Source organism: Shewanella sedimentimangrovi, from assembly GCF_017354965.1.
Classification (GTDB): domain Bacteria; phylum Pseudomonadota; class Gammaproteobacteria; order Enterobacterales; family Shewanellaceae; genus Shewanella; species Shewanella cyperi.
In genome coordinates, this window is record NZ_CP071502.1 from 2,572,361 (window position 1) to 2,592,866 (window position 20,506).

Annotated in this window: 21 protein-coding genes; 12 read left to right on the forward strand and 9 right to left on the reverse strand. The window is 58.3% G+C overall.

The genetic code is table 11. The features are described 5' to 3' along the window. Nucleotides 1–10: 10 nt before the first annotated feature. The 5 genes from rluB to rnm all read right to left on the reverse strand — a co-directional run bounded on the left by rluB (nucleotide 11) and on the right by rnm (nucleotide 3,867). On the reverse strand, nucleotides 11–889 hold the full coding sequence (gene rluB / locus JYB85_RS11175; protein WP_207379364.1) for a 23S rRNA pseudouridine(2605) synthase RluB: 879 nt from the start codon (nucleotides 887–889) through the stop codon (nucleotides 11–13). Beyond that, complete coding sequence (gene scpB / locus JYB85_RS11180) at nucleotides 882–1,475, reverse strand: SMC-Scp complex subunit ScpB (protein ID WP_207379365.1); 594 nt, start codon at nucleotides 1,473–1,475, stop codon at nucleotides 882–884. The genes rluB and scpB overlap by 8 nt, the downstream gene beginning before the upstream one ends. 37 nt (nucleotides 1,476–1,512) lie before the next feature. Continuing rightward, nucleotides 1,513–2,301, reverse strand: a complete 789-nt coding sequence (locus JYB85_RS11185) for a segregation and condensation protein A (protein WP_207379366.1) — start codon at nucleotides 2,299–2,301, stop codon at nucleotides 1,513–1,515. An 88-nt stretch (nucleotides 2,302–2,389) separates the two neighbouring features. Next, nucleotides 2,390–3,010, reverse strand: coding sequence for an L-threonylcarbamoyladenylate synthase (locus tag JYB85_RS11190; RefSeq protein WP_207379367.1), 621 nt, complete (start codon nucleotides 3,008–3,010; stop codon nucleotides 2,390–2,392). Beyond that, nucleotides 3,007–3,867: an RNase RNM gene (rnm, locus tag JYB85_RS11195; protein WP_207379368.1), complete on the reverse strand. Its 861-nt coding sequence runs from the start codon at nucleotides 3,865–3,867 to the stop codon at nucleotides 3,007–3,009. Before rnm ends, JYB85_RS11190 begins: the two co-directional genes overlap by 4 nt. 353 nt (nucleotides 3,868–4,220) lie before the next feature. Between rnm and JYB85_RS11200 the strand changes: the two genes are divergently transcribed. From JYB85_RS11200 to xthA, 10 genes are all read left to right on the forward strand, one after another. After that, nucleotides 4,221–5,831, forward strand: coding sequence for an anthranilate synthase component 1 (locus JYB85_RS11200; RefSeq protein ID WP_228730089.1), 1,611 nt, complete (start codon nucleotides 4,221–4,223; stop codon nucleotides 5,829–5,831). Beyond that, nucleotides 5,828–6,457: an aminodeoxychorismate/anthranilate synthase component II gene (locus JYB85_RS11205; protein WP_207324149.1), complete on the forward strand. Its 630-nt coding sequence runs from the start codon at nucleotides 5,828–5,830 to the stop codon at nucleotides 6,455–6,457. Before JYB85_RS11200 ends, JYB85_RS11205 begins: the two co-directional genes overlap by 4 nt. Continuing rightward, entirely contained in the window at nucleotides 6,454–7,542 is a 1,089-nt protein-coding gene (gene trpD / locus JYB85_RS11210; protein ID WP_207379369.1) for an anthranilate phosphoribosyltransferase, read from the forward strand. The genes JYB85_RS11205 and trpD overlap by 4 nt, the downstream gene beginning before the upstream one ends. After that, entirely contained in the window at nucleotides 7,539–8,939 is a 1,401-nt protein-coding gene (gene trpCF, locus JYB85_RS11215) for a bifunctional indole-3-glycerol-phosphate synthase TrpC/phosphoribosylanthranilate isomerase TrpF (protein ID WP_207379370.1), read from the forward strand. The genes trpD and trpCF overlap by 4 nt, the downstream gene beginning before the upstream one ends. 78 nt (nucleotides 8,940–9,017) lie before the next feature. Beyond that, nucleotides 9,018–10,250, forward strand: coding sequence for a tryptophan synthase subunit beta (trpB, locus tag JYB85_RS11220; RefSeq protein WP_207379371.1), 1,233 nt, complete (start codon nucleotides 9,018–9,020; stop codon nucleotides 10,248–10,250). After that, the gene (gene trpA / locus JYB85_RS11225; RefSeq protein ID WP_207379372.1) at nucleotides 10,247–11,047 is read left to right on the forward strand and encodes a tryptophan synthase subunit alpha; all 801 of its coding nucleotides are present in this window, start codon (nucleotides 10,247–10,249) and stop codon (nucleotides 11,045–11,047) included. Before trpB ends, trpA begins: the two co-directional genes overlap by 4 nt. A 214-nt stretch (nucleotides 11,048–11,261) precedes the next feature. Next, on the forward strand, nucleotides 11,262–11,828 hold the full coding sequence (locus JYB85_RS11230) for a cysteine hydrolase family protein (RefSeq protein ID WP_228730090.1): 567 nt from the start codon (nucleotides 11,262–11,264) through the stop codon (nucleotides 11,826–11,828). A gap of 86 nt (nucleotides 11,829–11,914) precedes the next feature. Next, a complete protein-coding gene (locus JYB85_RS11235; RefSeq protein WP_207379373.1) occupies nucleotides 11,915–12,460 on the forward strand; it encodes a septation protein A in 546 nt (181 codons plus the stop codon). Further along, nucleotides 12,460–12,759 (forward strand): YciI family protein, encoded by a 300-nt coding sequence (locus JYB85_RS11240; protein WP_207323194.1) that lies wholly within the window; start codon nucleotides 12,460–12,462, stop codon nucleotides 12,757–12,759. The genes JYB85_RS11235 and JYB85_RS11240 overlap by 1 nt, the downstream gene beginning before the upstream one ends. After that, nucleotides 12,759–13,571 carry an exodeoxyribonuclease III gene (xthA, locus tag JYB85_RS11245; RefSeq protein WP_207379374.1) on the forward strand — a complete coding sequence of 271 codons (813 nt, stop codon included), beginning with the start codon at nucleotides 12,759–12,761 and terminating at the stop codon, nucleotides 13,569–13,571. The genes JYB85_RS11240 and xthA overlap by 1 nt, the downstream gene beginning before the upstream one ends. Nucleotides 13,572–13,660: 89 nt before the next feature. Here xthA and JYB85_RS11250 read toward each other — a convergent pair whose 3' ends face one another. From JYB85_RS11250 to JYB85_RS11260, 3 genes are all read right to left on the reverse strand, one after another. Beyond that, nucleotides 13,661–15,094, reverse strand: a complete 1,434-nt coding sequence (locus JYB85_RS11250; RefSeq protein WP_207379375.1) for a methyl-accepting chemotaxis protein — start codon at nucleotides 15,092–15,094, stop codon at nucleotides 13,661–13,663. A gap of 85 nt (nucleotides 15,095–15,179) precedes the next feature. Further along, nucleotides 15,180–15,656 (reverse strand): DUF1097 domain-containing protein, encoded by a 477-nt coding sequence (locus JYB85_RS11255; protein ID WP_207320118.1) that lies wholly within the window; start codon nucleotides 15,654–15,656, stop codon nucleotides 15,180–15,182. Between the two features lie 105 nt (nucleotides 15,657–15,761). Next, nucleotides 15,762–16,403 (reverse strand): MBL fold metallo-hydrolase, encoded by a 642-nt coding sequence (locus JYB85_RS11260; protein ID WP_207379376.1) that lies wholly within the window; start codon nucleotides 16,401–16,403, stop codon nucleotides 15,762–15,764. Nucleotides 16,404–16,606: 203 nt separating this feature from the next. Between JYB85_RS11260 and JYB85_RS11265 the strand changes: the two genes are divergently transcribed. Beyond that, a complete protein-coding gene (locus tag JYB85_RS11265) occupies nucleotides 16,607–17,896 on the forward strand; it encodes an alpha/beta fold hydrolase (protein ID WP_207379377.1) in 1,290 nt (429 codons plus the stop codon). 265 nt (nucleotides 17,897–18,161) lie between these two features. Beyond that, the gene (locus JYB85_RS11270) at nucleotides 18,162–18,356 is read left to right on the forward strand and encodes a DUF4250 domain-containing protein (RefSeq protein WP_207379378.1); all 195 of its coding nucleotides are present in this window, start codon (nucleotides 18,162–18,164) and stop codon (nucleotides 18,354–18,356) included. 6 nt (nucleotides 18,357–18,362) lie between these two features. Here the strand turns inward: JYB85_RS11270 and JYB85_RS11275 are convergent, their stop codons facing one another. Beyond that, entirely contained in the window at nucleotides 18,363–20,426 is a 2,064-nt protein-coding gene (locus tag JYB85_RS11275) for a DNA topoisomerase III (RefSeq protein ID WP_207379379.1), read from the reverse strand. Between the last annotated feature and the right edge of the window lie 80 nt (nucleotides 20,427–20,506).

A 20,506-nucleotide genomic window follows, 5' to 3' on the forward strand; every position in this document is an offset into this window, starting at 1 on the left:
GAAGAAGCAGTTAGCTGCGGGTGCGAGTTGGCTTGGGTCTGCCGGAGGCACCTGTCACCTTGTGCTTGCGTACCGCACGGCGGATCTTGGCGCTGCGCACCTGGGCGCGGGCCACACTGTGCTTGTCGGTACCCAGCATGGAGCGGGTCTCGGGCTCGAGACCGGCCAGTTGGCGCAAGTAGTTGACCTGCTCCAGCGGCAGTTCAATCCAACCGCCGCGGGGCAAAGATTTGGGCAGTTCCACCATACCGTAACGCACCCGAATAAGGCGGCTGACCTGCACTTCCTGGGATTCCCACAGGCGGCGCACTTCGCGGTTACGGCCTTCTTTCAGACCCACGTGCCACCACTGGTTGATGCCTTCACCACCGGCGGCCTTGATATAGTCAAACTGGGCCGGACCGTCTTCCAGCATTACGCCGGTACGCAGTTTTTGGATGGTGGCATCGGACACTTCACCAAAGGTACGCACCGCGTATTCGCGCTCCACCTCGTTGGAGGGGTGCATCAGGCGGTTGGCCAGCTCACCGTCGGAGGTGAACAGCAACAGCCCCGAGGTGTTGATGTCCAGGCGGCCCACGGCCACCCAGCGGGCATCACGCACCTTCGGCAGGCGATCGAACACGGTTGGACGCCCTTCGGGGTCTTTACGGGAACAGATCTCACCTTCCGGCTTATGGTAAGCCAGCACCCGACAGATAATGTCATCGGCAGACTTGAGTGACACGGCACGGCCGTCGATACGCACCTTGGCGTCGGCCTCTATTCTGTCACCCAGATTGGCAATTTCACCGTCAATACTCACTCGGCCTGCAGCAATCCATGCCTCCATCTCACGACGGGAGCCATGGCCTGCACGGGCCAAGACTTTCTGCAATTTTTCACTCATGAGTTAACTCTTCTGACTCTGATGGCACTTCGGTCCTCTGACCAAAGAGTGCCTCCAATGACTCGGTATCGGCCAATGCAGGCAAAGCTGCCAGACTGTCCAAGCCAAAATACGCTAAAAATTCTGAAGTAGTGGCATACAGCGCCGGTCTCCCCGGTACTTCCTTATGCCCCACCACTCTGACCCATTTCCGGTCAGTCAATATTTTCAGGGTGTGGCTGCTTAAGGCCACGCCCCTGACTTGCTCAATATCCCCCCGGGTCACAGGTTGACGGTAGGCAATCACCGCCAGGGTTTCCAGGGTGGCCCGTGAATATTTGGGCGCTTTTTCCTGCCACAGGGTTTGCAGGTATGGGCTCAGGGTCTCTTGGGTCTGGAAGCGATAACCGCCCGCCACCCGCACCAGATTGACCCCGCGCTCCTGATAATCGATTGTCAGCTCGGCGATAGCTGCACTGACCCGTTCCCGGGACACGGCAAAGGGCGCCAACACTGTCTCGCGCAGCGCCTTGACCGTCATGGGCTTGCTTTGAACAAACAGACAGGCCTCGATAAGCTGTTTCAGCTGCAGGTTATTGATCTGCACTATTTACGCTGCCTCACACCGCATCATGCACGCCACCTCATGCCGCCTTCACATAAATGCCGGACAAGGGCTCCGCCTGGTACAGCTCCACCAGCATCTCCTTGACCAGTTCCATCAGCGCCAGAAAACTCACCACCACCCCGGCCCGGCCCTCTTCATTGCTGAACAGCTGACCGAAAGGCACAAAGGTCTCGTGATTGAGTTTGGCCAGAATCTCACTCATGCGCTCCCGGGTCGACAGCACTTCCTTGCGCACATGGTGATGCTCGCTGGCCTGGATCCGCTGCATCACAGATGCCAGCGCATAGGCCAATTCTTTCAGCGACACATCCGGCGCAATCAGCTCAGGCTTAATGCCCGGTGCCGGCTGGGCCTTGGCCTGGTGCAGATCCCGCTCCAGCCTTGGCAAGGCGTCAAGGGAGAAGGCCGCCTCGCGGATCACCTCATAGGCCTTAAGCTGTTTGATCAGCCGCACCCTGGGGTCTTCTTCTTCCTCGTCATCCTGCACCATCTTGGGCAACAACAAACGGGATTTTATCTCCGCCAGGGTCGCCGCCATCACCAGATAGTCCGCCGCCAACTCAATGCGGGCCTCGGTCAACAGATTGATGTATTCCAGGTATTGGGCGGTGATTTCTGTCAGTGGCAAATCCACCACGTCGAGCTTTTGCTTGCGGATCAGGTACAGCAGCAAATCCAGCGGGCCTTCAAAGGCCTCGAGAAAAACCTCCAGCGCCTCCGGAGGAATAAAGAGATCCGCCGGCAACTCCCTGACGGGTTCGCCGCGTACCAAGGCCAATGGCAAACTTTGCTGCACGCCCTGCACTCTTTCTCTCCCCGCAAAACCGCACTTGGATACTGGTCTACCCGTGCCTTGCGCCAAACGCGCGATTATACCTGAGTATTCAGCACCTTTAAAGGAATGGCGTCAGGTCACCAGCGCCTTCACGGATAATCTCCACCGAGTCTTCCGACATGTCGATGATGCTGGTGGGTTTTTCCCCCAGATAACCGCCGTGGAGAATGGCATCCACCTGATGCTCCAGCAGATCGCGGATATGCTCGGGATCGGACTCGGCAAACTCTTCTCCCGGCATCACCAGACTGGTGGACATCAGGGGTTCATCCAGGGCATCAAGCAGGGCACGGGCGATAACATTGTCCGGCACCCGGATACCTATGGTTTTCTTCTTGTCGTTTTGCAGCCGGCGCGGCACTTCCTTGGTGGCCTTAAAGATGAAGGTGTAAGGCCCGGGAGTGCAGTGCTTAACCAGGCGATAGGCCTGATTGTCAACCCTGGCATAAGTAGCAATTTCCGACAGGTCGCGGCACATCAGCGAGAAATGATGGTCGTTCTCCATTTGGCGAATGCGCACTATGCGGGTCATGGCATCCTTGTCACCCAAGAGACAACCCAGGGCGTAGCCCGAGTCCGTGGGATAGACGATAACGCCGCCGCTTTTGAGAATCGCAACCGCCTGGCTGATAAGGCGCACCTGAGGGTTAACCTCGTGCACATAAAAAAACTGACTCATGATATTGTTCTCCACCGGTCTGATCCCCAGATCCAGTTAACGCCTTGAGGCTGAAATAAATTTTTCCCCAGCTCCACAAAACTGCCGGGAAAATGAAAATCGCTGCCAATGGACCCCAACAGACCATTGAGATGGCTGAGGGCAACCAGATTGGCCCTGTCTTCCAGGGTCTGCTGACCCAGCACCACTTCCATGGCATCACCACCGGCCTCTTTAAACTCTCGCACCAGCTTTTTAAGCCACTTGGCCGAGAGTTTGTAACCACTGGGATGGGCCAGCACGGCCACCCCACCGGCGGCGTGAATAACGGCGATGGCCGAGGACATGTCACCCCAGTTGTTCGGCACATAGCCCGTCTTGTTGCGGGCCAGAAAACGTTTGAACACCGAGGCCATATCCGGCGCTATGCCTTTTTCCACCAGCACCCTGGCGTAGTGGCCCCGGCTGATGGCGGCGTTGCCGGCCAGCTCCCTTGCCCTGTCGTAACAGCCCTCGATGCCGGCCTTGGCCAGACGCTCGCCTATTTCACGGGCCCGCACCTCACGCAACATGCGTTGCTGCTCCAGGAAGGTCAGCAGTCGCGAGTCCTGCCGGTCAAGATTCAACGCCACTATGTGAATATCATAGCTGTGCCAGCGGGTAGAGATCTCCACTCCATCTATCAGCACCAGCGGTCGCTCGCTGGCAGCATTGAAGTCATGGGCCTCGTCCAGTCCGGCAACAGTGTCATGATCTGTGATGGCCAGCATTTGCACGCCCATAGCCTGGGCTCGGGCAACGACATCGGCCGGCGCCAATTGGCCATCGGATGCTGTGGTGTGGCAGTGCAGATCTGCCAGAATGGATTCTGTTATCATGGCGCCATTGTACTTGAATTTACTTGCAAAAGCTTGGTCATATCACAGTTTATCCTGCCAACCCGCCGTTCATGACAAATATTCAATTGACAATTATCCGGTGCTGGGTTTTTCTATAAGCCAACACAAGTAAGGTATCGATTTCACATGAACCGGATTTTTCCAGCCCTTTTGGGCAATGCGCTTCTGATTAACTGGTGGTGGCACTTCCCCAACTCGCGGGTGGTGTGACTCTCTGTGCTTGTGTGAAAAGTAACAGGATTCGACAAAAGGCCCGCAAATTGCGGGCCTTTTTCATTTGGGTCTGCGACAGGCATCAAGTATCGCAGCCGAGGCTGCCAAAGGGATAAGCAATGCAGAAACAGACAATGTCGCAACAGACAGTGCTGAAACAGACAGTGCCAGGGAAAACCCTCGCCAGACTGGTCAAGCAGCACCGGCTGCTCGATTACAGCGATGATCCGCTCACCCTGTACCACAGCCTCACCGGCGATGGTGCCGACACCCTGCTGCTGGAGTCGGCGGAAATCGACAGCAAAGATCATCTCAAGAGCATCATAATGACGGCCGCAGCGCTGAGGATAACAGCCCGCGGATACGACATTACTTTCGAGGCCCTGAGCAATAACGGCGCCCAGCTGTTGCCCCGCCTGCAAGCCCATTTCGGCGGTAATGCAAAGCTGCAGGGGCAAAGCCTGAACCTGACCTTGGCAAGGCCCGCCGCCGGATTGGATGAAGACAGCCGCCTCAAGGCAGGTTCCCCCCTGGATGCCCTTCGCACCTTGCTGTCCGGCATAGATTGCGGTACAGCAGCTCCCGCCTTTGAAGATCTGTTTCTCGGTGGCGTGCTGGCCTACGATCTTATCGACGCGGTGGAGCCGCTGCCCCAGGTAGAGGCCAGTGCCAACACCTGTCCCGATTTCCTGTTCTACCTGGCCGAAACCCTGATTTTGGTGGATCACCAAAGTCGCAAGGCCGAGCTTATCAGCGCCCAATATGCCTGTGACACGGCTGCGGATACCGACATTGCCGCAGAGCTTGAGACCCGGTGTCAGGCCATACTGCAACAATGCGCCGAACCTGTGCAGCTGGCGGAACTCAAACCCGTACAGGCCGAGGTCAGGGTGGATGTCAGCGACGAGGCCTTTATGGCCAAGGTAGATGCCCTTAAACAACACATCATCGCCGGGGATATATTCCAGGTGGTGCCTTCCCGCAGCTTCAGCCTGCCCTGCCCCAATCCCCTTGGTGCCTACCGGGCGCTCAAGCGCAGCAACCCCAGCCCCTACATGTTTTACTTCCGGGGTCCCGACTTTACCCTGTTCGGCGCCTCCCCCGAGAGCGCCCTCAAGTACCAGGCCCATAACAATCAGGTGGAAATCTATCCCATCGCCGGGACTCGCAAGCGCGGTAAAAAAGCCAATGGCGAGATAGATTTCGACCTCGACAGCCGCATCGAACTGGAACTGCGCCTCGACAAAAAGGAGCTGTCCGAGCATTTGATGTTGGTGGACTTGGCCCGCAACGACATAGCCCGCATCAGTGAAAGCGGCACCCGCAAGGTGGCGGAGCTGCTCAAGGTCGACAGGTACAGCCATGTGATGCACCTGGTGAGCCGGGTCACGGGCTCATTACGAAACGATCTCGATGCCCTGCACGCCTACCAGGCCTGCATGAACATGGGCACACTCACGGGCGCCCCCAAGGTGCGGGCCTCGCAACTTATCCGCGAGGTGGAGCAGCAAAGGCGCGGCAGCTACGGCGGCGCCGTGGGTTACCTTAACGGTCTGGGCGACATGGATACCTGTATTGTTATTCGCTCGGCCTTTGTCAAAGACGGCCTGGCCCATATTCAGGCCGGCGCCGGGGTGGTCTATGACTCAGATCCCAGGGCCGAGGCCGAAGAAACCAGTCAAAAAGCCCAGGCAGTAATTGCCGCCATCAAGATGGGAGGTGGCCTGTGAAACTTTACTTGCTCGATAACTTCGATTCCTTTACCTACAACCTGGTGGATCAATTCCGCAGCCTGGGTTATCAGGTGCTCATCTACCGCAATGATGTGGACCCCAATGATCTCGCTGCAAAAATCCTCGCCGATGAAACCTCGGCCCTGGTGCTGTCACCAGGCCCCGGCGCTCCCCACGAGGCGGGCTGCATGATGGCGCTGATTGAATTGATTGCCGGCAAGCGGCCGATACTGGGGATCTGCCTGGGCCACCAGGCTTTGGTGGAACACTATGGCGGCAAGGTGGCCCGGGCACCGAGCGTGGTGCACGGCAAGGCCAGCCCCACAGAGCACAATGGCCAGGGGATCTTCGCCAATCTGCCAAGCCCGCTGCCCGTTGCCCGCTACCACAGTCTGGTGGCGACCCGGGTGCCTGAGTGCCTGCAGGTGATAGCCCAAACCGAGGGCATGCCCATGGCCGTGCTGCACCCCCAGCACAGGGCCCTGGGTTTTCAATTCCATCCCGAGTCAATCCTGACCACCCAGGGCAGCACCCTGCTGGTGCAGAGCCTGGATTATCTTATGCAAGATACGAAACAAAAAATGAAGCAGGAAGTGACCCAGACAAGGGAGCAAGCCCTATGACCAATGCAAAGAGCACAGCCGACGTCGGCCCCTTGCTGGAGCGCCTCTATCGGGGCGAGCAATTGGATCGCAGCCAGGCCAAGACCCTGTTCGGTGCCCTGATCGCCGGCGAGCTGGACGAGGTCACCATAGGCGCCCTGCTTATCGCCCTCAAAGTCAGGGGCGAAACCATAGAAGAAATCTGCGGCGCCGCCGAGGCCCTGCGTGAGGCCGCCAATCCCTTTCCCCGGCCGCAGTTTGACAGTGGCATACTCGACATAGTGGGTACCGGCGGCGATGGCTTCAATACCATCAACATTTCCACCACCGCCGCCTTTGTGGCCGCGGCCGCCGGCGCCAAGGTGGCCAAGCACGGCAATCGCAGTGTCTCCAGTAAGTCAGGCTCGTCGGATCTGCTGGGCCAGTTCGGCATAGATCTCACCATGAGTCCGACACTTGCGGCCCAGTGCCTTAAAAACTTCGGCCTGTGTTTCCTGTTCGCTCCCCACTACCATGGGGGCGTCAGGCACGCTGTGCCGGTGCGTGCCAAGCTCAAAACCCGCACTCTGTTCAACCTGCTGGGGCCCCTGATTAATCCCAGTCGTCCCGAGTATATGCTGCTCGGTGTTTACAGCCCGGATTTGGTCCGCCCCATAGCCGAGGCGCTGCGCGGTCTGGGGGTATCCAGAGCCATGGTGGTCCACGGTGCCGGCCTCGATGAGGTGGCACTCCACGGCGACACCCTGGTGTGTGAACTGAAAAACGGTGAGCTGCAGGACTATCAACTGAGTCCGGCGGATTTCGGTCTCGCCCCCATTGCCGTCACAGATCTGGAAGGCGGCGACCCGGCCCATAATGCCGCCATCACCAAGGCCATATTGCAGGGCCGCGGCCAAAGCGCCCACGCCAATGCGGTGGCGGTGAATGCCGGTTGTGGCATTTACCTGGCGGGGCTCGCCGCATCCCCAAAACAGGGATTTGAGCTCGCCAAAACTGTGCTGGCATCGGGCAAAGGTTATGACAAACTCCTGTCACTGGCAGCGGCCTGTGAACCAGTCACTATTGGGCTGGAAGATGAAGCAAAAAAAGAGGGAAAAGCCCAATGAGCAACGTATTGACCCGCATCATCGACAGCAAGCAGGCCCATATAGCTGCGCTCAAGGCCCGTTTTCCGGAAGCCTCTTTGCAACCCAAGGTATCCGATCGCAGCCTGAAAGACGCGCTCTCGGGCGAAAGCGCCGGATTTATTCTGGAGTGTAAAAAGGCCAGCCCCTCCAAGGGGCTTATTCGCGCCGACTTCGATCCGATAGCCATAGCAAAGGTGTATGACCGTTATGCCGCTGCCGTGTCTGTGCTGACCGACGAGCAGTATTTTCAGGGTGATATGGACTATATCCCCAGAGTGCGGGCGACCATCAGCCAACCTGTGCTGTGCAAGGACTTTTTTATCTCGACCTATCAGGTAAGGCTGGCTGCCCATCAGGGCGCCGATGCCATATTGCTGATGCTGAGCGTGCTGGATGACACCCAATATCGGGAGCTGGCGGTTGAGGCGGCCAAATATCGGCTCGACACCCTGACCGAGGTCAGCAATGATGAGGAACTTGAGCGCGCTATTGCCTTGGGCGCCCCCATCATAGGTATCAACAATCGCAATTTGCGGGACTTGTCCACCGATCTCGCCACCACTGAGGCGCTGGCGCCACGCATCCCGGAAGGGACGCTGATTATCAGCGAATCGGGGATCTACACCCAGGCACAGGTGCGCCGTTTGGCACCTCTGGTGGACGGTTTCCTGGTGGGCAGTTCACTGATGGCGGAGCAGGATTTGGATCTTGCCTGTCGCAGGCTGATTTTCGGCGCCAACAAGGTGTGCGGCCTTGGCCGGGAGGCCGACCTTGAGACTGTGGCCAGGGCCGGTGGCGTCTATGGCGGATTGATTTTTGCCGCCAAATCCCCCCGGGCGGTGGATTTAACCAGGGCCAGGGCGCTTTGCGCCGCCAACGCCAAGGCGCAGCAGCGGCTCGCCATGGTCGGGGTCTTTGTCGATACGGCGCCGGCGGAAATTGCCGCCATAGCAGGGGAACTGAAGCTGGCCGCGGTACAGTTGCACGGCAACGAGTCCGAGGCTGATATTGCAAGCTTGCGAGCCTTGCTGCCCCAGGGTACTGAAATCTGGAAGGCGGTGGCAGTGACCAATGAGCCGCCCGGGGCTATAGCCAGCAGCATACCAAGCGCTATCCCCGGCAATGCAGACCGCTTGCTGTACGACAGCCAGAGCGCCGGGCAATTCGGTGGCACCGGCATCAGTTTTGACTGGCAACTGGACCTGCAGGGCCGCAATGAGGCCATGTTGGCCGGCGGCCTGAACCCCGCCAACGCCGCCGAGGCCGCCGGGGCCGGTTTCCGGGGACTGGATTTCAACTCAGGGCTGGAAAGCGCCCCCGGGGTCAAAGATCCGGCCCTGATAGCCGCAGCCTTTGCCGCCCTGCGCCGCTATTAGCAAACGGCCAACAGCCCTGCGCGCAACAACAGAATTTGAATATGATTGGAAAGTTTAATTATCAACGGAGACAAGCACATGGGTGACTTGAAGCTCGACCCCTACTTCGGCGAATACGGCGGCATGTACGTGCCGCAAATTTTGGTGCCGGCCCTCAAGCAGCTGGAAAGCGCCTTTGTTGAGGCCCAGCAGGATCCGGCCTTCGCCGCCGAATTCACCGATCTGCTGAAAAACTATGCCGGCCGCCCCACGGCACTGACCCTGACCCGCAACCTGTCTCCCAACCCCAGGGTGAAAATTTACCTCAAGCGTGAGGATCTGCTCCACGGCGGCGCCCACAAGACCAATCAGGTGCTGGGCCAGGCGCTGCTGGCCAAACGCATGGGCAAGAAGGAGATCATCGCCGAGACCGGCGCCGGTCAGCACGGTGTCGCCACCGCTCTGGCCTGTGCCCTGCTCGGGCTCAAGTGTAAGGTCTACATGGGTGCCAAGGACGTGGCCCGTCAGAGTCCAAACGTATTCCGGATGCGCCTGATGGGCGCGGAAGTCATTCCGGTCACCTCGGGCTCAGCCACCCTCAAGGATGCCTGTAACGAAGCCATGCGCGACTGGTCAGGCAGCTATGACAGGGCCCACTACCTGCTTGGCACCGCCGCCGGTCCCCATCCCTTCCCCACCATAGTGCGAGAGTTCCAGCGCATGATAGGCGAGGAAACCAAGGCGCAGATGCTGGAAAAAGAAGGTCGCCTGCCCGATGCCGTCATTGCCTGTGTCGGCGGTGGCTCCAATGCCATCGGCATGTTCGCCGACTTTATCGATGAGCCCTCGGTGGAGCTTATCGGGGTGGAACCTGCCGGTAAGGGCATAGACACGCCGATGCACGGCGCACCGCTCAAACATGGCAAGACGGGGATTTTCTTCGGCATGAAGGCGCCCTTGATGCAGGACTGCCACGGTCAGATTGAGGAGTCCTACTCCATTTCCGCCGGCCTCGACTTCCCCTCGGTGGGCCCCCAACACGCCTATCTCAATGCCACCGGCCGCGCCAGATACGAGTCGGCCACCGACGATGAGGCGCTCGATGCCTTCCAGTTGCTGGCCCGCAGCGAAGGGATAATCCCGGCGCTGGAATCGGCCCACGCCCTGGCCTATGCCCTGAAATTTGCCCGCGAATGCACCGAAGACAAGATATTGGTGGTCAACCTGTCCGGTCGCGGTGACAAGGACATTTTCACAGTGTCAGACATACTGGAGGCCCGCGAGTCGGCAAGCGCCAGCCAAGCAAACAACAGCGAGGGAGAGCCCCAATGAACCGTTATCAAACCAGCTTTGCCCGCTTGGCGGCCGAAGGTCGCGGCGCCTTTGTGCCCTTCGTGACCCTGGGTGACCCGACACCAGACCTCAGCCTGGCCATTGTCGATGCCCTGGTGGCGGGCGGCGCCGATTGCCTGGAGCTCGGCTTCCCCTTCTCCGATCCCCTGGCCGATGGCCCGGTTATTCAGGGCGCTAACCTGCGAGCACTGCAGTCGGGCACCACCCCGGACACCTGTTTTGCCATGATTGCTGAAATTCGTGCCAAATACCCCGAGCTGCCCATAGGACTGCTGCTGTACGCCAATCTGGTGTATGCCAACGGCATAGATAATTTCTACGCCCGGGCCAAGGCCGCCGGTGTGGATTCGGTGCTGATAGCCGATGTGCCGGTGGAAGAATCGGCCCCCTTTGTGGCCTCAGCCAAGGCCCACGGCATAGCGCCGATTTTTATCGCCCCGCCCAATGCCGATGCCGACACCTTGAAGCAGGTGGCAGAGCTGGGTGAAGGCTACACCTATCTCCTGTCCCGGGCCGGGGTCACGGGCACGGACACCAAGGCCGGCACACCTGTGGAGACCATACTCCGCACCCTGGCGGAGTTCGATGCCCCGCCGCCGTTGCTGGGCTTTGGCATTGCCCAGCCACAGCAGGTCCGGGACGCCATTGCCGCCGGCGCCGCCGGGGCCATATCGGGCTCCGCCGTGGTCAAGCTGATCGAGACCCACAGGGATAATCCAACCGCCCTTATCGCCGAGCTCAAGGGCTTTAGCCAAGCCATGAAGGCCGCGACTTAAGCGCTCCCAGCAAGCCCTTATTGTGCCTTCCAAGGCATATAGAGAATGACTGATGAGATTGAGGGCTACCCACAAACCGGGTAGCCCTTTTTTGTATCTGGCCCCAGAAACTGGCCAACAGTTTGAAAAGATTGACTCTCTATGACTCTTGCCCTACAAAAGAAGCTTAACCCCGGGCCCATGTTCTAATCAGGGTCAGCTAAGGAGCGGTTCCATGACCGAGGCATTATTGACCGAGGCATTGTTGACCAAGGCATTATTGGTTATCGATGTACAAAAGCTGCTGTTTGAAAACAGCAATCCCCCCCATGAGGCACACGCCGTCATCGACAGGATCAACAGCCTCAGCCGGCAGGCGCGGGATTCCGGCATGCCGGTGATCTTTATCCAGCATGAACAGGAAGGTACGCCCATCGCCCGTGACAGCGACGGCTGGCAGCTGGCCACTGGGCTGGTGGCCGAAGACGATGACTTTCGGGTTGGCAAAAGCACCCCGGACTCCTTCAATGGCACAGGGCTCAAATCTCTGCTGGACGAGCTCGATGTGACCGAACTGGTGATCTGCGGCTATGCCAGCGAGTTCTGCGTTGACACCACGGTGCGCCGCGCCCTGGCCCTGGGTTATCCCGTGACCCTGGTAACGGATGCCCATACCACAGCCAACAAGCCCCATTTGGATGCCGCCAGCATAATCGCGCACCACAACGCCACCCTGTGCAGTATCAAAAGCTTCGGTGTGGTTGCCACCGGCGTCAGCACCCACGAGTGGCGGGCGGAATAATGGGCCGCCAAGCCGCCCGGGCGCCTGTTTAACGGCCTGCCCGGGCGTGCTACACTCGCTGCTTTGCCGTCTTGTTTGGGATTTCCATGAAACAACTGCTGGACTTTCTGCCGCTGCTGGTCTTTTTCATCGTCTATAAATTTTTCGATATCTATGCCGCCACCGGCGCCCTCATCGCCGCCAGTGTGCTGCAATTGATCGCGACCTTTGCTATCTACCGTAAAATCGAAAAGATGCTCTGGTTCACCTTCACCCTGGTCTTGCTGTTCGGCAGCATGACGCTGATTTTCCACAATGATGCCTTTATCAAGTGGAAGGTCACCATCATTTATGGCGTGTTTGCCGCTATCTTCGTCGTGACCCAGCTGATGGGCCGTCCGGTGCTCAAGTCACTGCTGGGGCAGGAACTGAGGGTGGCAGACAAATATTGGGCCAGGGTCAGCTGGTACTGGGTGGCATTCTTTGTCAGCTGCGGCCTTGGCAATATCTATGTGGCCTTTGAGCTGCCACTGGAAGTCTGGGTGAATTTCAAGGTGTTTGGCCTCACGGCCCTGACCTTAATCAACCTGTTTGGCACAGTATTTTATCTCTACAAGCATTTACCCGAAGAGCAACAGAAGGAACTTAAATGATGTGGTACATGATCTCTTCCCAGGACGTTGAAAACAGCCTGGAAAAACGTCTGGCAGCCCGTCCCGCCCATTTGGCCAGATTACAGGAGCTGGCCGATGAAGGTCGCCTGTTGACCGCGGGGCCACATCCGGCCATCGACAGCGAGAATCCCGGCGAAGCGGGTTTCTCCGGCTCTCTGGTGGTTGCCGAATTTGAATCCCTGGAAGCGGCCAAGGCCTGGGCCGATGCCGATCCCTACATTGCAGCCGGCGTTTACGCCAGCGTGATAGTCAAACCCTTTAAGCGAGTGCTGCCCTGATGAAGATTGTTTCCTTCAATATCAATGGCCTGCGCTCTCGCCTGCACCAGTTGCAGGCGCTTATCGACACCCAGCAGCCGGATATCATAGGCCTGCAGGAAACCAAGGTACACGATGAGGCCTTCCCACTGGAAGACGTGCTGGCCATGGGCTACAAGGTGCATTACCACGGTGGCAAGGCCCATTACGGCGTTGCCCTGCTGTCCAAAGACGAGCCTGAATCCGTGTCCAAGGGTTTCCCCTGGGATGAAGAGGATGCCCAGCGCCGGCTGATCATGGGCCAATTCCGCCAGGCCAATGGCCGACTGTTGACAGTGATCAACGGCTATTTCCCCCAGGGTGAAAGCCGTGACCACGAAACCAAGTTCCCCGCCAAGCGCAAGTTCTACGCCGATCTGCAGCGCCTGCTCAGCGAATCCTTCAGTCCGGATCAGGACATTGCCGTGATAGGTGATATCAATATCTCACCAATCGATCTCGACATAGGCATAGGCGAAGTGAATGCCAAACGCTGGCTAAAGACCGGCAAGTGCAGCTTCCTGCCGGAAGAGCGCGAGTGGCTGGCAAAGCTTAAATCCTGGGGCTTTGATGACAGCTTCCGTCTGTTGCACCCGGAGCAGGATGGGGTTTACTCCTGGTTCGATTATCGCAGCAAGGGATTCGATGACAACCGCGGCCTGCGCATCGATGTGATCCTGACCACAGCCAGCCTGAGCCAAAGGCTCAAGGCCTCAGGAGTGGACTACGAGTTGAGGGCCATGGAAAAGCCCTCGGATCACGCCCCGGTGTGGAGCGAGTTCAGTCCGGCTTGACACGGCTAACGTGACACAGCTAAAAAAGGGGCGCTCACAGCGCCCCTTTTAATTCAGACATTTATTCAAACACTCATTCAAACACTTAATCAGACACGGTACCTGTGCAGTATGTCATCCAGGCCGGCCGACGCCTTGTCGAGATCCTGTGACAGGGCCAGGGCCCTGTGGGCGTTGTCGCTTATCACCCCGGATTGACTGCGGATCTCATTGAGCTGATGGCTTATCTCCCGGCAGGCCACACTTTGCTGCTCTGCCGAGGCGGCTATCTGACTGGCCATGTCAAACACCTGATTGACCGAGTCGGCCATTTGCGCCACATCATCCCCCACCAGGGCTATGGCCTCACGGCGGGTATCGGCCTCTGTCACTATCTCCCCGGTAATGTTCGCCAGTCCCCGGGTACCGGATTGCAGACTCTCTATCATGCCCTGAATTTCCACCGTTGCCTGCTGGGTGCGCCCGGCCAGGGTACGCACCTCGTCAGCCACCACGGCAAAACCCCGACCCTGCTCGCCGGCGCGGGCCGCCTCAATGGCGGCATTCAGCGCCAGCAAATTGGTCTGCTCGGAAATACTGTTGATTGTGGTCACCACCGCATTGATTTCGGTCGCTTCACGGGACAGGGCACTGACCGAGTCCGACGCGCTGCCAATCTTGCCCGACAGGGTCGCTATGCCCTGCACGGTTGCCGCAATCCGCTGCTGACTGGCGTTAACGGCGCCGGCATTAGACTTGGTTTGGCTTGAAGTCAGACTGGCATTGGCCGAAACCTCTTCGATGGCATTGGCCATTTCAGACATGGCCACTGTCACCGAATCCAGAAAATGGTGTTGGTTGCGGATAAGATCATCGCTGGCCTTGGCCTGCTGATTGAACTCCCTGGCCGCCTTCGACAGGGTCTCGGCATTGCCGCCGATGGCGGCCACCATATCACTCATGTTATCGGCGCAGCGATCGATTTCTCTGGCAATCAAACTGAAATCATCGGTACCGAAAAAGTTGAGTCTTTGGGTCAAATCACCGTCGGCCAGACGCTTGATGGCCATGTACATGTCCCACAGGCCGCCACCGAGGGAAGTGGAAATCCAGTAGCTGAGCTGAAACAAGGGCAACAAACCCAGGGCAGCGAGCCACAGCATCAAGCTGGCATCACCGCGGGCCTCGGCCTCACGACTTCGTACCTGCGCGCTGTACCCCAGGCTTTGCCCCTGCCATTGCCCGGTGGCCGTGACCGTATCACCGCGCCGCCCAGCTCTGGATTGGGGTTCAAGCCCGAGCGCCGTCATCAGTGCCGGTCTGGCATCTTCGGATACCGAATCCAGGGCTGCCAATCTGGCATCCAGGGCAGCCTGCACGGCCCGGGCGCTGCCATCTTCAATCAGTTTCAGCTCAAGACGGTAATTGGCCAGCGCCACAGCGGCCGTGATGGCCGCCACCATGGAGCACACGACCCAGAACTTGCCATTAAGGCTCAGCTTGATCAGTAGAGCGTCAATTTTACGAAAGGTGATTTGTTTCATCTTATGCTTCCTTCACCGTTGCGCGGCTGCATTGCCAAGTATAGTTGGCCGCAACCGGAACACAGCGTACCTATGTTCCCAAGTCCTATGCCTTAAGCCCTTCAATACCCAGATATTGCAGCAGTTGCTCTATGGCCGAGGTCAGCTTGGCCATGGCCAGCCCCAAGGCCGCGCCCAACATAAGGGGGAGCAAAGCCACCACAGGCTCGCCACCGGCCACAAACAGGCCGCAGCAGCCGATAAAAGCGGCAGGAATAAAAGACAGGGCCCTGTGGCAAGCCTGCAGGCACATGGCGGAGGTAGCCACACCGGTCAGCAGATAACCGAGCCAGGGAGTCGGCATAGCGCCACCGCCCTTGAGTATCAGCCAGGCCCAGAACAGGCCCGATATTAAGGTCAGATTGCAATATAACCAGCCCTTGGCATCAAGCCGGCCTTGGGCGAAGAAGGCACTGCAACCGAGAAAGCCCGCCACTGTCAGCAGGCCGAAGTGATCGGCAAACGCGGCCCAAACGGCCGCCAATAGCCCGGCAGCGATCGCCGCCGGCATACGATTCCACATGATTAACCCCGGATTTTGTATTTTAGTTTGGTAAAAATACGTCAATCCAGGCTGCAAAAACCGGACTTGGGGCAAAGTTTGTGAAATAAAACACCAAACCCGACATCAACCAAATCGGGGATCAGCCACGAAGGGGTTGCTGAGGCGCTCTCTGGCAAAGGTCGACATGGGGCCATGACCGGGTATGAAGCTGACGTCGCCGAGCGGCCATAGTTTGTTTTTGATGGAGTGCAGCAACTGCTCATGGTTGGAGCGTGGAAAATCGGTGCGACCTATGGAGCCATTGAACAGCACATCCCCCACCAGCGCCAGCATGTCGGCGCGATGGAAAAACACCAGGTGGCCCGGCGTATGGCCCGGGCAATGCAACACTTCGAGGCGCTCTTCCCCTATGCTGATGACATCCCCTTCAATCAGGTAACGACTGGGCTCAAACGCGGCACAAGGGGGAAAACCAAAACGTTGACTCTGCTGCGGCAGCATCTGCAACCAGAAACTGTCATCTTCGTGGGGCCCGAGGATTTCTACCCCAAAGCTTTCGGCCATTTCAACCGCGGCGCCCACATGGTCCAGGTGCCCGTGGGTCAGCAGCACCATTTCCAGACTCAGACCAAGGCGGGATATTTCGGCGCGGATCCGCTCAGGATTACCACCGGGATCGACCACAGCAGCTTTGAGGCTGCTTTCACACCAGAGCAAGGTGCAATTTTGCTGAAAGGGCGTCACAGGAATAATGAGATACTTCATAACCACTTTTGAAAACTACTATTGCTTGGAAAACCTGGCCCTAGAGTACGCCAGCCGAATGATAAATTGCCAGCCTGCAACGGATAAAACCTGCAAACTGCGATCTGTCCGCGTCGACCGATTTTGCGCTGAAAAAGGCTAATGGCTGCCACAGGCCGGTATTTTTGTATACAATTCGACGCACATGTCTTTCGGAGTCAGAAATGCACAGCACCCAAAAACTCGCCGGCGTTATTGCCCACAAACACCAATTCCAGGTCCCAGTGGATCACAGTCAGCCCAATGGGGCCAAGATTGACCTTTTCGTGCGCGAACTGGTCCGTTGCGGTAAGGAAAATGCCGAACTGCCCTTCCTGGTGTATTTCCAGGGCGGCCCGGGATTCGCGGCCCAAAGGCCCATGGGCGATTCAGGCTGGATCAAAAGGGCATTGGATGAATACCGGGTGCTGCTGCTCGACCAGCGTGGTACCGGGTTGTCGTCGCCCATCAATTACCAAAGCCTCGCCGGCCTGAGTCCCAATGAACAGGCCGAATACCTGAGCCATTTTCGCGCCGACAACATAGTTCGGGATGCAGAATGGGTTCGGGGCAAACTGAGCCCAGACACGCCCTGGACCATATTAGGGCAAAGTTTCGGCGGCTTCTGTGTGCTCAACTACTTAAGCTTTGCACCACAGGGACTCAAAGAAGCCTATATCACCGGCGGCATACCGCCTCTGAGCCTCAATGCCGAAGCCGTATACCGCGCCACCTATAAGCGGGTACTGCAAAAAAACCGCAACTTTCACCAGCGCTTCCCCGATGCCCAGGCGCTGCTCGACAAACTTGCCGCCCATATAACACAGCACAAGCCCAGGCTTGCCAGCGGTGAAACCCTGACGGTGGAAATGCTGCAGCTGCTCGGGATCCAATTGGGTATGGAAGGCGGCCCCGAAGCCGTGTATTACCTGCTGGAACAGGCACTGTTGCAAACCACCCAGGGCACTGTGCTCAATCCCTTTTTCGCGGTGCAATTCAGTCAGATGCTGGATTACAACAGCAATCCGCTGTTTGCCGTGCTGCACGAGGCCATCTATTGTCAGGACCAGGCGTCCGACTGGGCCGCCCACAGGGTAAGAAACGACTATCCCGAGTTTCACTACGATGCCGACAAGCCTTTATTGCTGACCGGAGAAATGATTTACCCCTGGATGTTTGAGCAATTTGCCAGCCTTCGCCCCCTGCGCGATGCCGCACACCTGCTGGCAGCCAAGCAGGACTGGCCGGCGCTCTATGACGAACAGCAACTGGGGCAAAACCAGGTACCCGTCGCAGCGGCCATCTACAGCGAAGACATGTTTGTCGAGATGGAATACAGCCTGGCCACGGCGGCCAAGGTCAAGGGACTGCGCTACTGGCTGACCTCGGAATATGAGCACAATGGCATCCGCATGGATGGCGAACGGGTGCTTGACAGGCTAATCGCCCTTAACCGTGGCAAGCTGCTGCGCTGAGCCAATGGCGTAAGCAGATGATAAAGCCCATGACTTGCCGATAAACCGAGCTGATTCAGTCTCGGTTAAGGCTCGTGGGGCACAATCGCAGTGTTCCAACCGTTCCGTGAATTGATCATTGCTTTCAGAGCAAGCCCGTTTTGGCTTGCTCTTTTTTTTTTTGCTTGTTGCGCACTGCCAGGCCTTCTGCCCTCGCCTGTGGCTTGCCCGGGCCAGCACGCTGACCGATACTGTGAAAGAGCCTTTCACAAGGAGACCCAAGCAGATGGATATTCACAATCCCCAAGCCCTGGCGCCGGAAATTTTGCTGGGCATAGTCAATGAGAAATTGCGGCTGCAGTGCAAGGACAAGGCCGAACTCCTGTACGAGCTGGATATGGATGGCGCCGAGCTGGACAGGCGTCTGGCCCGCTGCGGCTATCGTTACGATCCGATCAGCAACCAATATCGAGCCAAATAACTTAGCTCAGGCAATTGCACTGCTACGGCTTTTGCCTGCCCCCGTCCCTTTGACAGCACTTCTCCTTGTGCTGCTACCTGCTGCAGCGCCTGTCTTGGGTTTGGCACTATTACCTTTCGCAGTGGTTCCTTTGCCAGAATAGCTTTTAGAAGAATTGCCTTTGGATGAATAGCCTTTGCGTCCACCCCGGCCCTTTTTCCAGGCGGGTTTGGCGCTCACGCCGGCTAGCGCCATCGGCACACTGGCGGCCGCCTCGGCGATCAGCCCCTGCAACTGCTCGGTCAAAGGTGCCATAAAGGCCTGATAAGCCAGTTCCCTGTGGCTGATGCCGTTGAGCCGGCTTTCCCACAGCGCCGTCATATCGGCCGTGGTGGCCACCTCGGGCAGACTGGCGATAAGCCCCTTGCCGGCGTCGGTGGCCAATATCTGCTTGCCCTGGCGCACAAGAAAGCCCCGCTTGAACAGCAGTTCGATAATCCCCGCCCGGGTCGCCTCTGTGCCCAGACCATCGGTTTCTTTGAGGATTTTCTTGATGTCGGCCGACTGTACGTAGCGGGCAATGCCCGTCATGGCCGCCAGCAGTGTGGCATCGGTAAAATGCTTGGGGGGCTGGGTTTGCTTGCTGAGCAGTTCACCGCGCTCACAGTGCAGCGGTTCATTGGCATTGAGGGCCGGCAGGTTTGACTGCCCCTCATCGTCTTCCTGCTGCTGGCCGAAGAGCGGCTTCCAGCCGGGGCGGGTTATCCGTTTGGCCTTGCTGCCAAAGCGGCCACCGGCGATTTGCAGCAGCACCTCGGTCTCATAATATTCATGGTGGGGATAAAACTGTGCCAGGTACTGGCGGGCAATCTGCAGATACAGTTGCCGCTCCCTGAGCGCCAGGCTTGCCAGGTTGGCAACCTTCTCGGTCGGCACTATGGCATGGTGGGCATCCACCTTGCTATCGTCCCAGGCCTTGGACACCCGTTTGGGATCCGGCGCATCCATACCCGCAGTCAGCTCGGCGGCGCCCTGGGTTATCGCAGCCAAGGTGGTCGGCACCTGTGCCAGCTGCGCCTTCGGCAGATGGCGACTATCCGAGCGCGGATAGGTGATAAGCTTGTGTTTTTCATAGAGGGCCTGGGCGGTATCCAGCACCTCCTTGGCACTCATACCAAAGCGCTTGCCACAATCAATCTGCAGTGCCGACAAACTGTAGGGTAAGGGCGGCGCCTGTCTTTTGGGTTTGGTTTCCAAAGTTAACAACTGCGCCGGTTGATTGCCTATGCTGTCCACCACCTTTTGCGCCAGGCGCTGGGACAAGACCCGTCCTTCCTCATCCATGTAGGGCTGACAAGCTTCACTCGGTTGCCACTTGGCACAAAAGCGCTCACCCCGGGTAGTGATGATATGGGCCAGTACCTCGTAATAATCCCTGGGCTGGAAATTGGCTATCTCGGCATCGCGGCGCACCACCAGTCCCAGCAGAGGTGTCTGCACCCGGCCCACGGACAATACCCCCTGATAGCCCACCTTGCGCCCGGCCAGGGTATAGGCCCGGGTCATGTTCATGCCATAGAGCCAGTCGGCGCGGCTGCGGGCCAGGGCCGAAGTGGCGAGCGGCACAAATTCCTTGTTGGATCTTTGCTGCGCCAGGGCCCGTTTCACCGCTTCGGGGTTGAGATCGCTTATCAGCAGCCTGCGGGTGTTGGCGAGCCTCGCCGCATCGACACCGGCAAAGGACAGCACCTCGTCCACCAACAACTGCCCTTCCCGGTCGGGATCGCCGGCATGCACTATGGTGCTTGCCTGTTTCAGCAGGCGCTTGACCACCGCCAGCTGCCCCTTGGCACTGGCTTTGGGCACCAGTTGCCAGCGCTGGGGCACTATGGGCAAGTGTTCAAACTGCCAGGATTTGAAGGCGGGATCGTAGGCATCGGGCTCGGCCTGCTCAAGCAAGTGGCCAATGCACCAGGTGACGCAATCGCCGTTACCGAGCTGGATATAGCCGTCGCCCTTGGTGTGTGGCTTTGGCAACACATCGGCAATGGCCCGCCCCAGGCTGGGCTTCTCGGCAATATAGAGGATCATGGCGTTTAAAGCACTGGATGAATTTACAGTAAAATGTAAACCAGCTGCGCTGACAAGGCAAGTTGGCCCCAGGGATCCGA

Bases quoted from the DNA above. Each gene is read 5' to 3' on its own strand.
- rluB (WP_207379364.1), bottom strand. From the start codon at position 889: ATGAGTGAAAAATTGCAGAAAGTCTTGGCCCGTGCAGGCCATGGCTCC.
- JYB85_RS11190 (WP_207379367.1), bottom strand. From the start codon at position 3,010: ATGAGTCAGTTTTTTTATGTGCACGAGGTTAACCCTCAGGTGCGCCTT.
- rnm (WP_207379368.1), bottom strand. From the start codon at position 3,867: ATGATAACAGAATCCATTCTGGCAGATCTGCACTGCCACACCACAGCA.
- JYB85_RS11200 (WP_228730089.1), top strand. From the start codon at position 4,221: ATGCAGAAACAGACAATGTCGCAACAGACAGTGCTGAAACAGACAGTG.
- trpD (WP_207379369.1), top strand. From the start codon at position 6,454: ATGACCAATGCAAAGAGCACAGCCGACGTCGGCCCCTTGCTGGAGCGC.
- trpCF (WP_207379370.1), top strand. From the start codon at position 7,539: ATGAGCAACGTATTGACCCGCATCATCGACAGCAAGCAGGCCCATATA.
- trpB (WP_207379371.1), top strand. From the start codon at position 9,018: ATGGGTGACTTGAAGCTCGACCCCTACTTCGGCGAATACGGCGGCATG.
- trpA (WP_207379372.1), top strand. From the start codon at position 10,247: ATGAACCGTTATCAAACCAGCTTTGCCCGCTTGGCGGCCGAAGGTCGC.
- JYB85_RS11230 (WP_228730090.1), top strand. From the start codon at position 11,262: ATGACCGAGGCATTATTGACCGAGGCATTGTTGACCAAGGCATTATTG.
- JYB85_RS11235 (WP_207379373.1), top strand. From the start codon at position 11,915: ATGAAACAACTGCTGGACTTTCTGCCGCTGCTGGTCTTTTTCATCGTC.
- JYB85_RS11240 (WP_207323194.1), top strand. From the start codon at position 12,460: ATGTGGTACATGATCTCTTCCCAGGACGTTGAAAACAGCCTGGAAAAA.
- xthA (WP_207379374.1), top strand. From the start codon at position 12,759: ATGAAGATTGTTTCCTTCAATATCAATGGCCTGCGCTCTCGCCTGCAC.
- JYB85_RS11250 (WP_207379375.1), bottom strand. From the start codon at position 15,094: ATGAAACAAATCACCTTTCGTAAAATTGACGCTCTACTGATCAAGCTG.
- JYB85_RS11255 (WP_207320118.1), bottom strand. From the start codon at position 15,656: ATGTGGAATCGTATGCCGGCGGCGATCGCTGCCGGGCTATTGGCGGCC.
- JYB85_RS11260 (WP_207379376.1), bottom strand. From the start codon at position 16,403: ATGAAGTATCTCATTATTCCTGTGACGCCCTTTCAGCAAAATTGCACC.
- JYB85_RS11265 (WP_207379377.1), top strand. From the start codon at position 16,607: ATGCACAGCACCCAAAAACTCGCCGGCGTTATTGCCCACAAACACCAA.
- JYB85_RS11270 (WP_207379378.1), top strand. From the start codon at position 18,162: ATGGATATTCACAATCCCCAAGCCCTGGCGCCGGAAATTTTGCTGGGC.
- JYB85_RS11275 (WP_207379379.1), bottom strand. From the start codon at position 20,426: ATGATCCTCTATATTGCCGAGAAGCCCAGCCTGGGGCGGGCCATTGCC.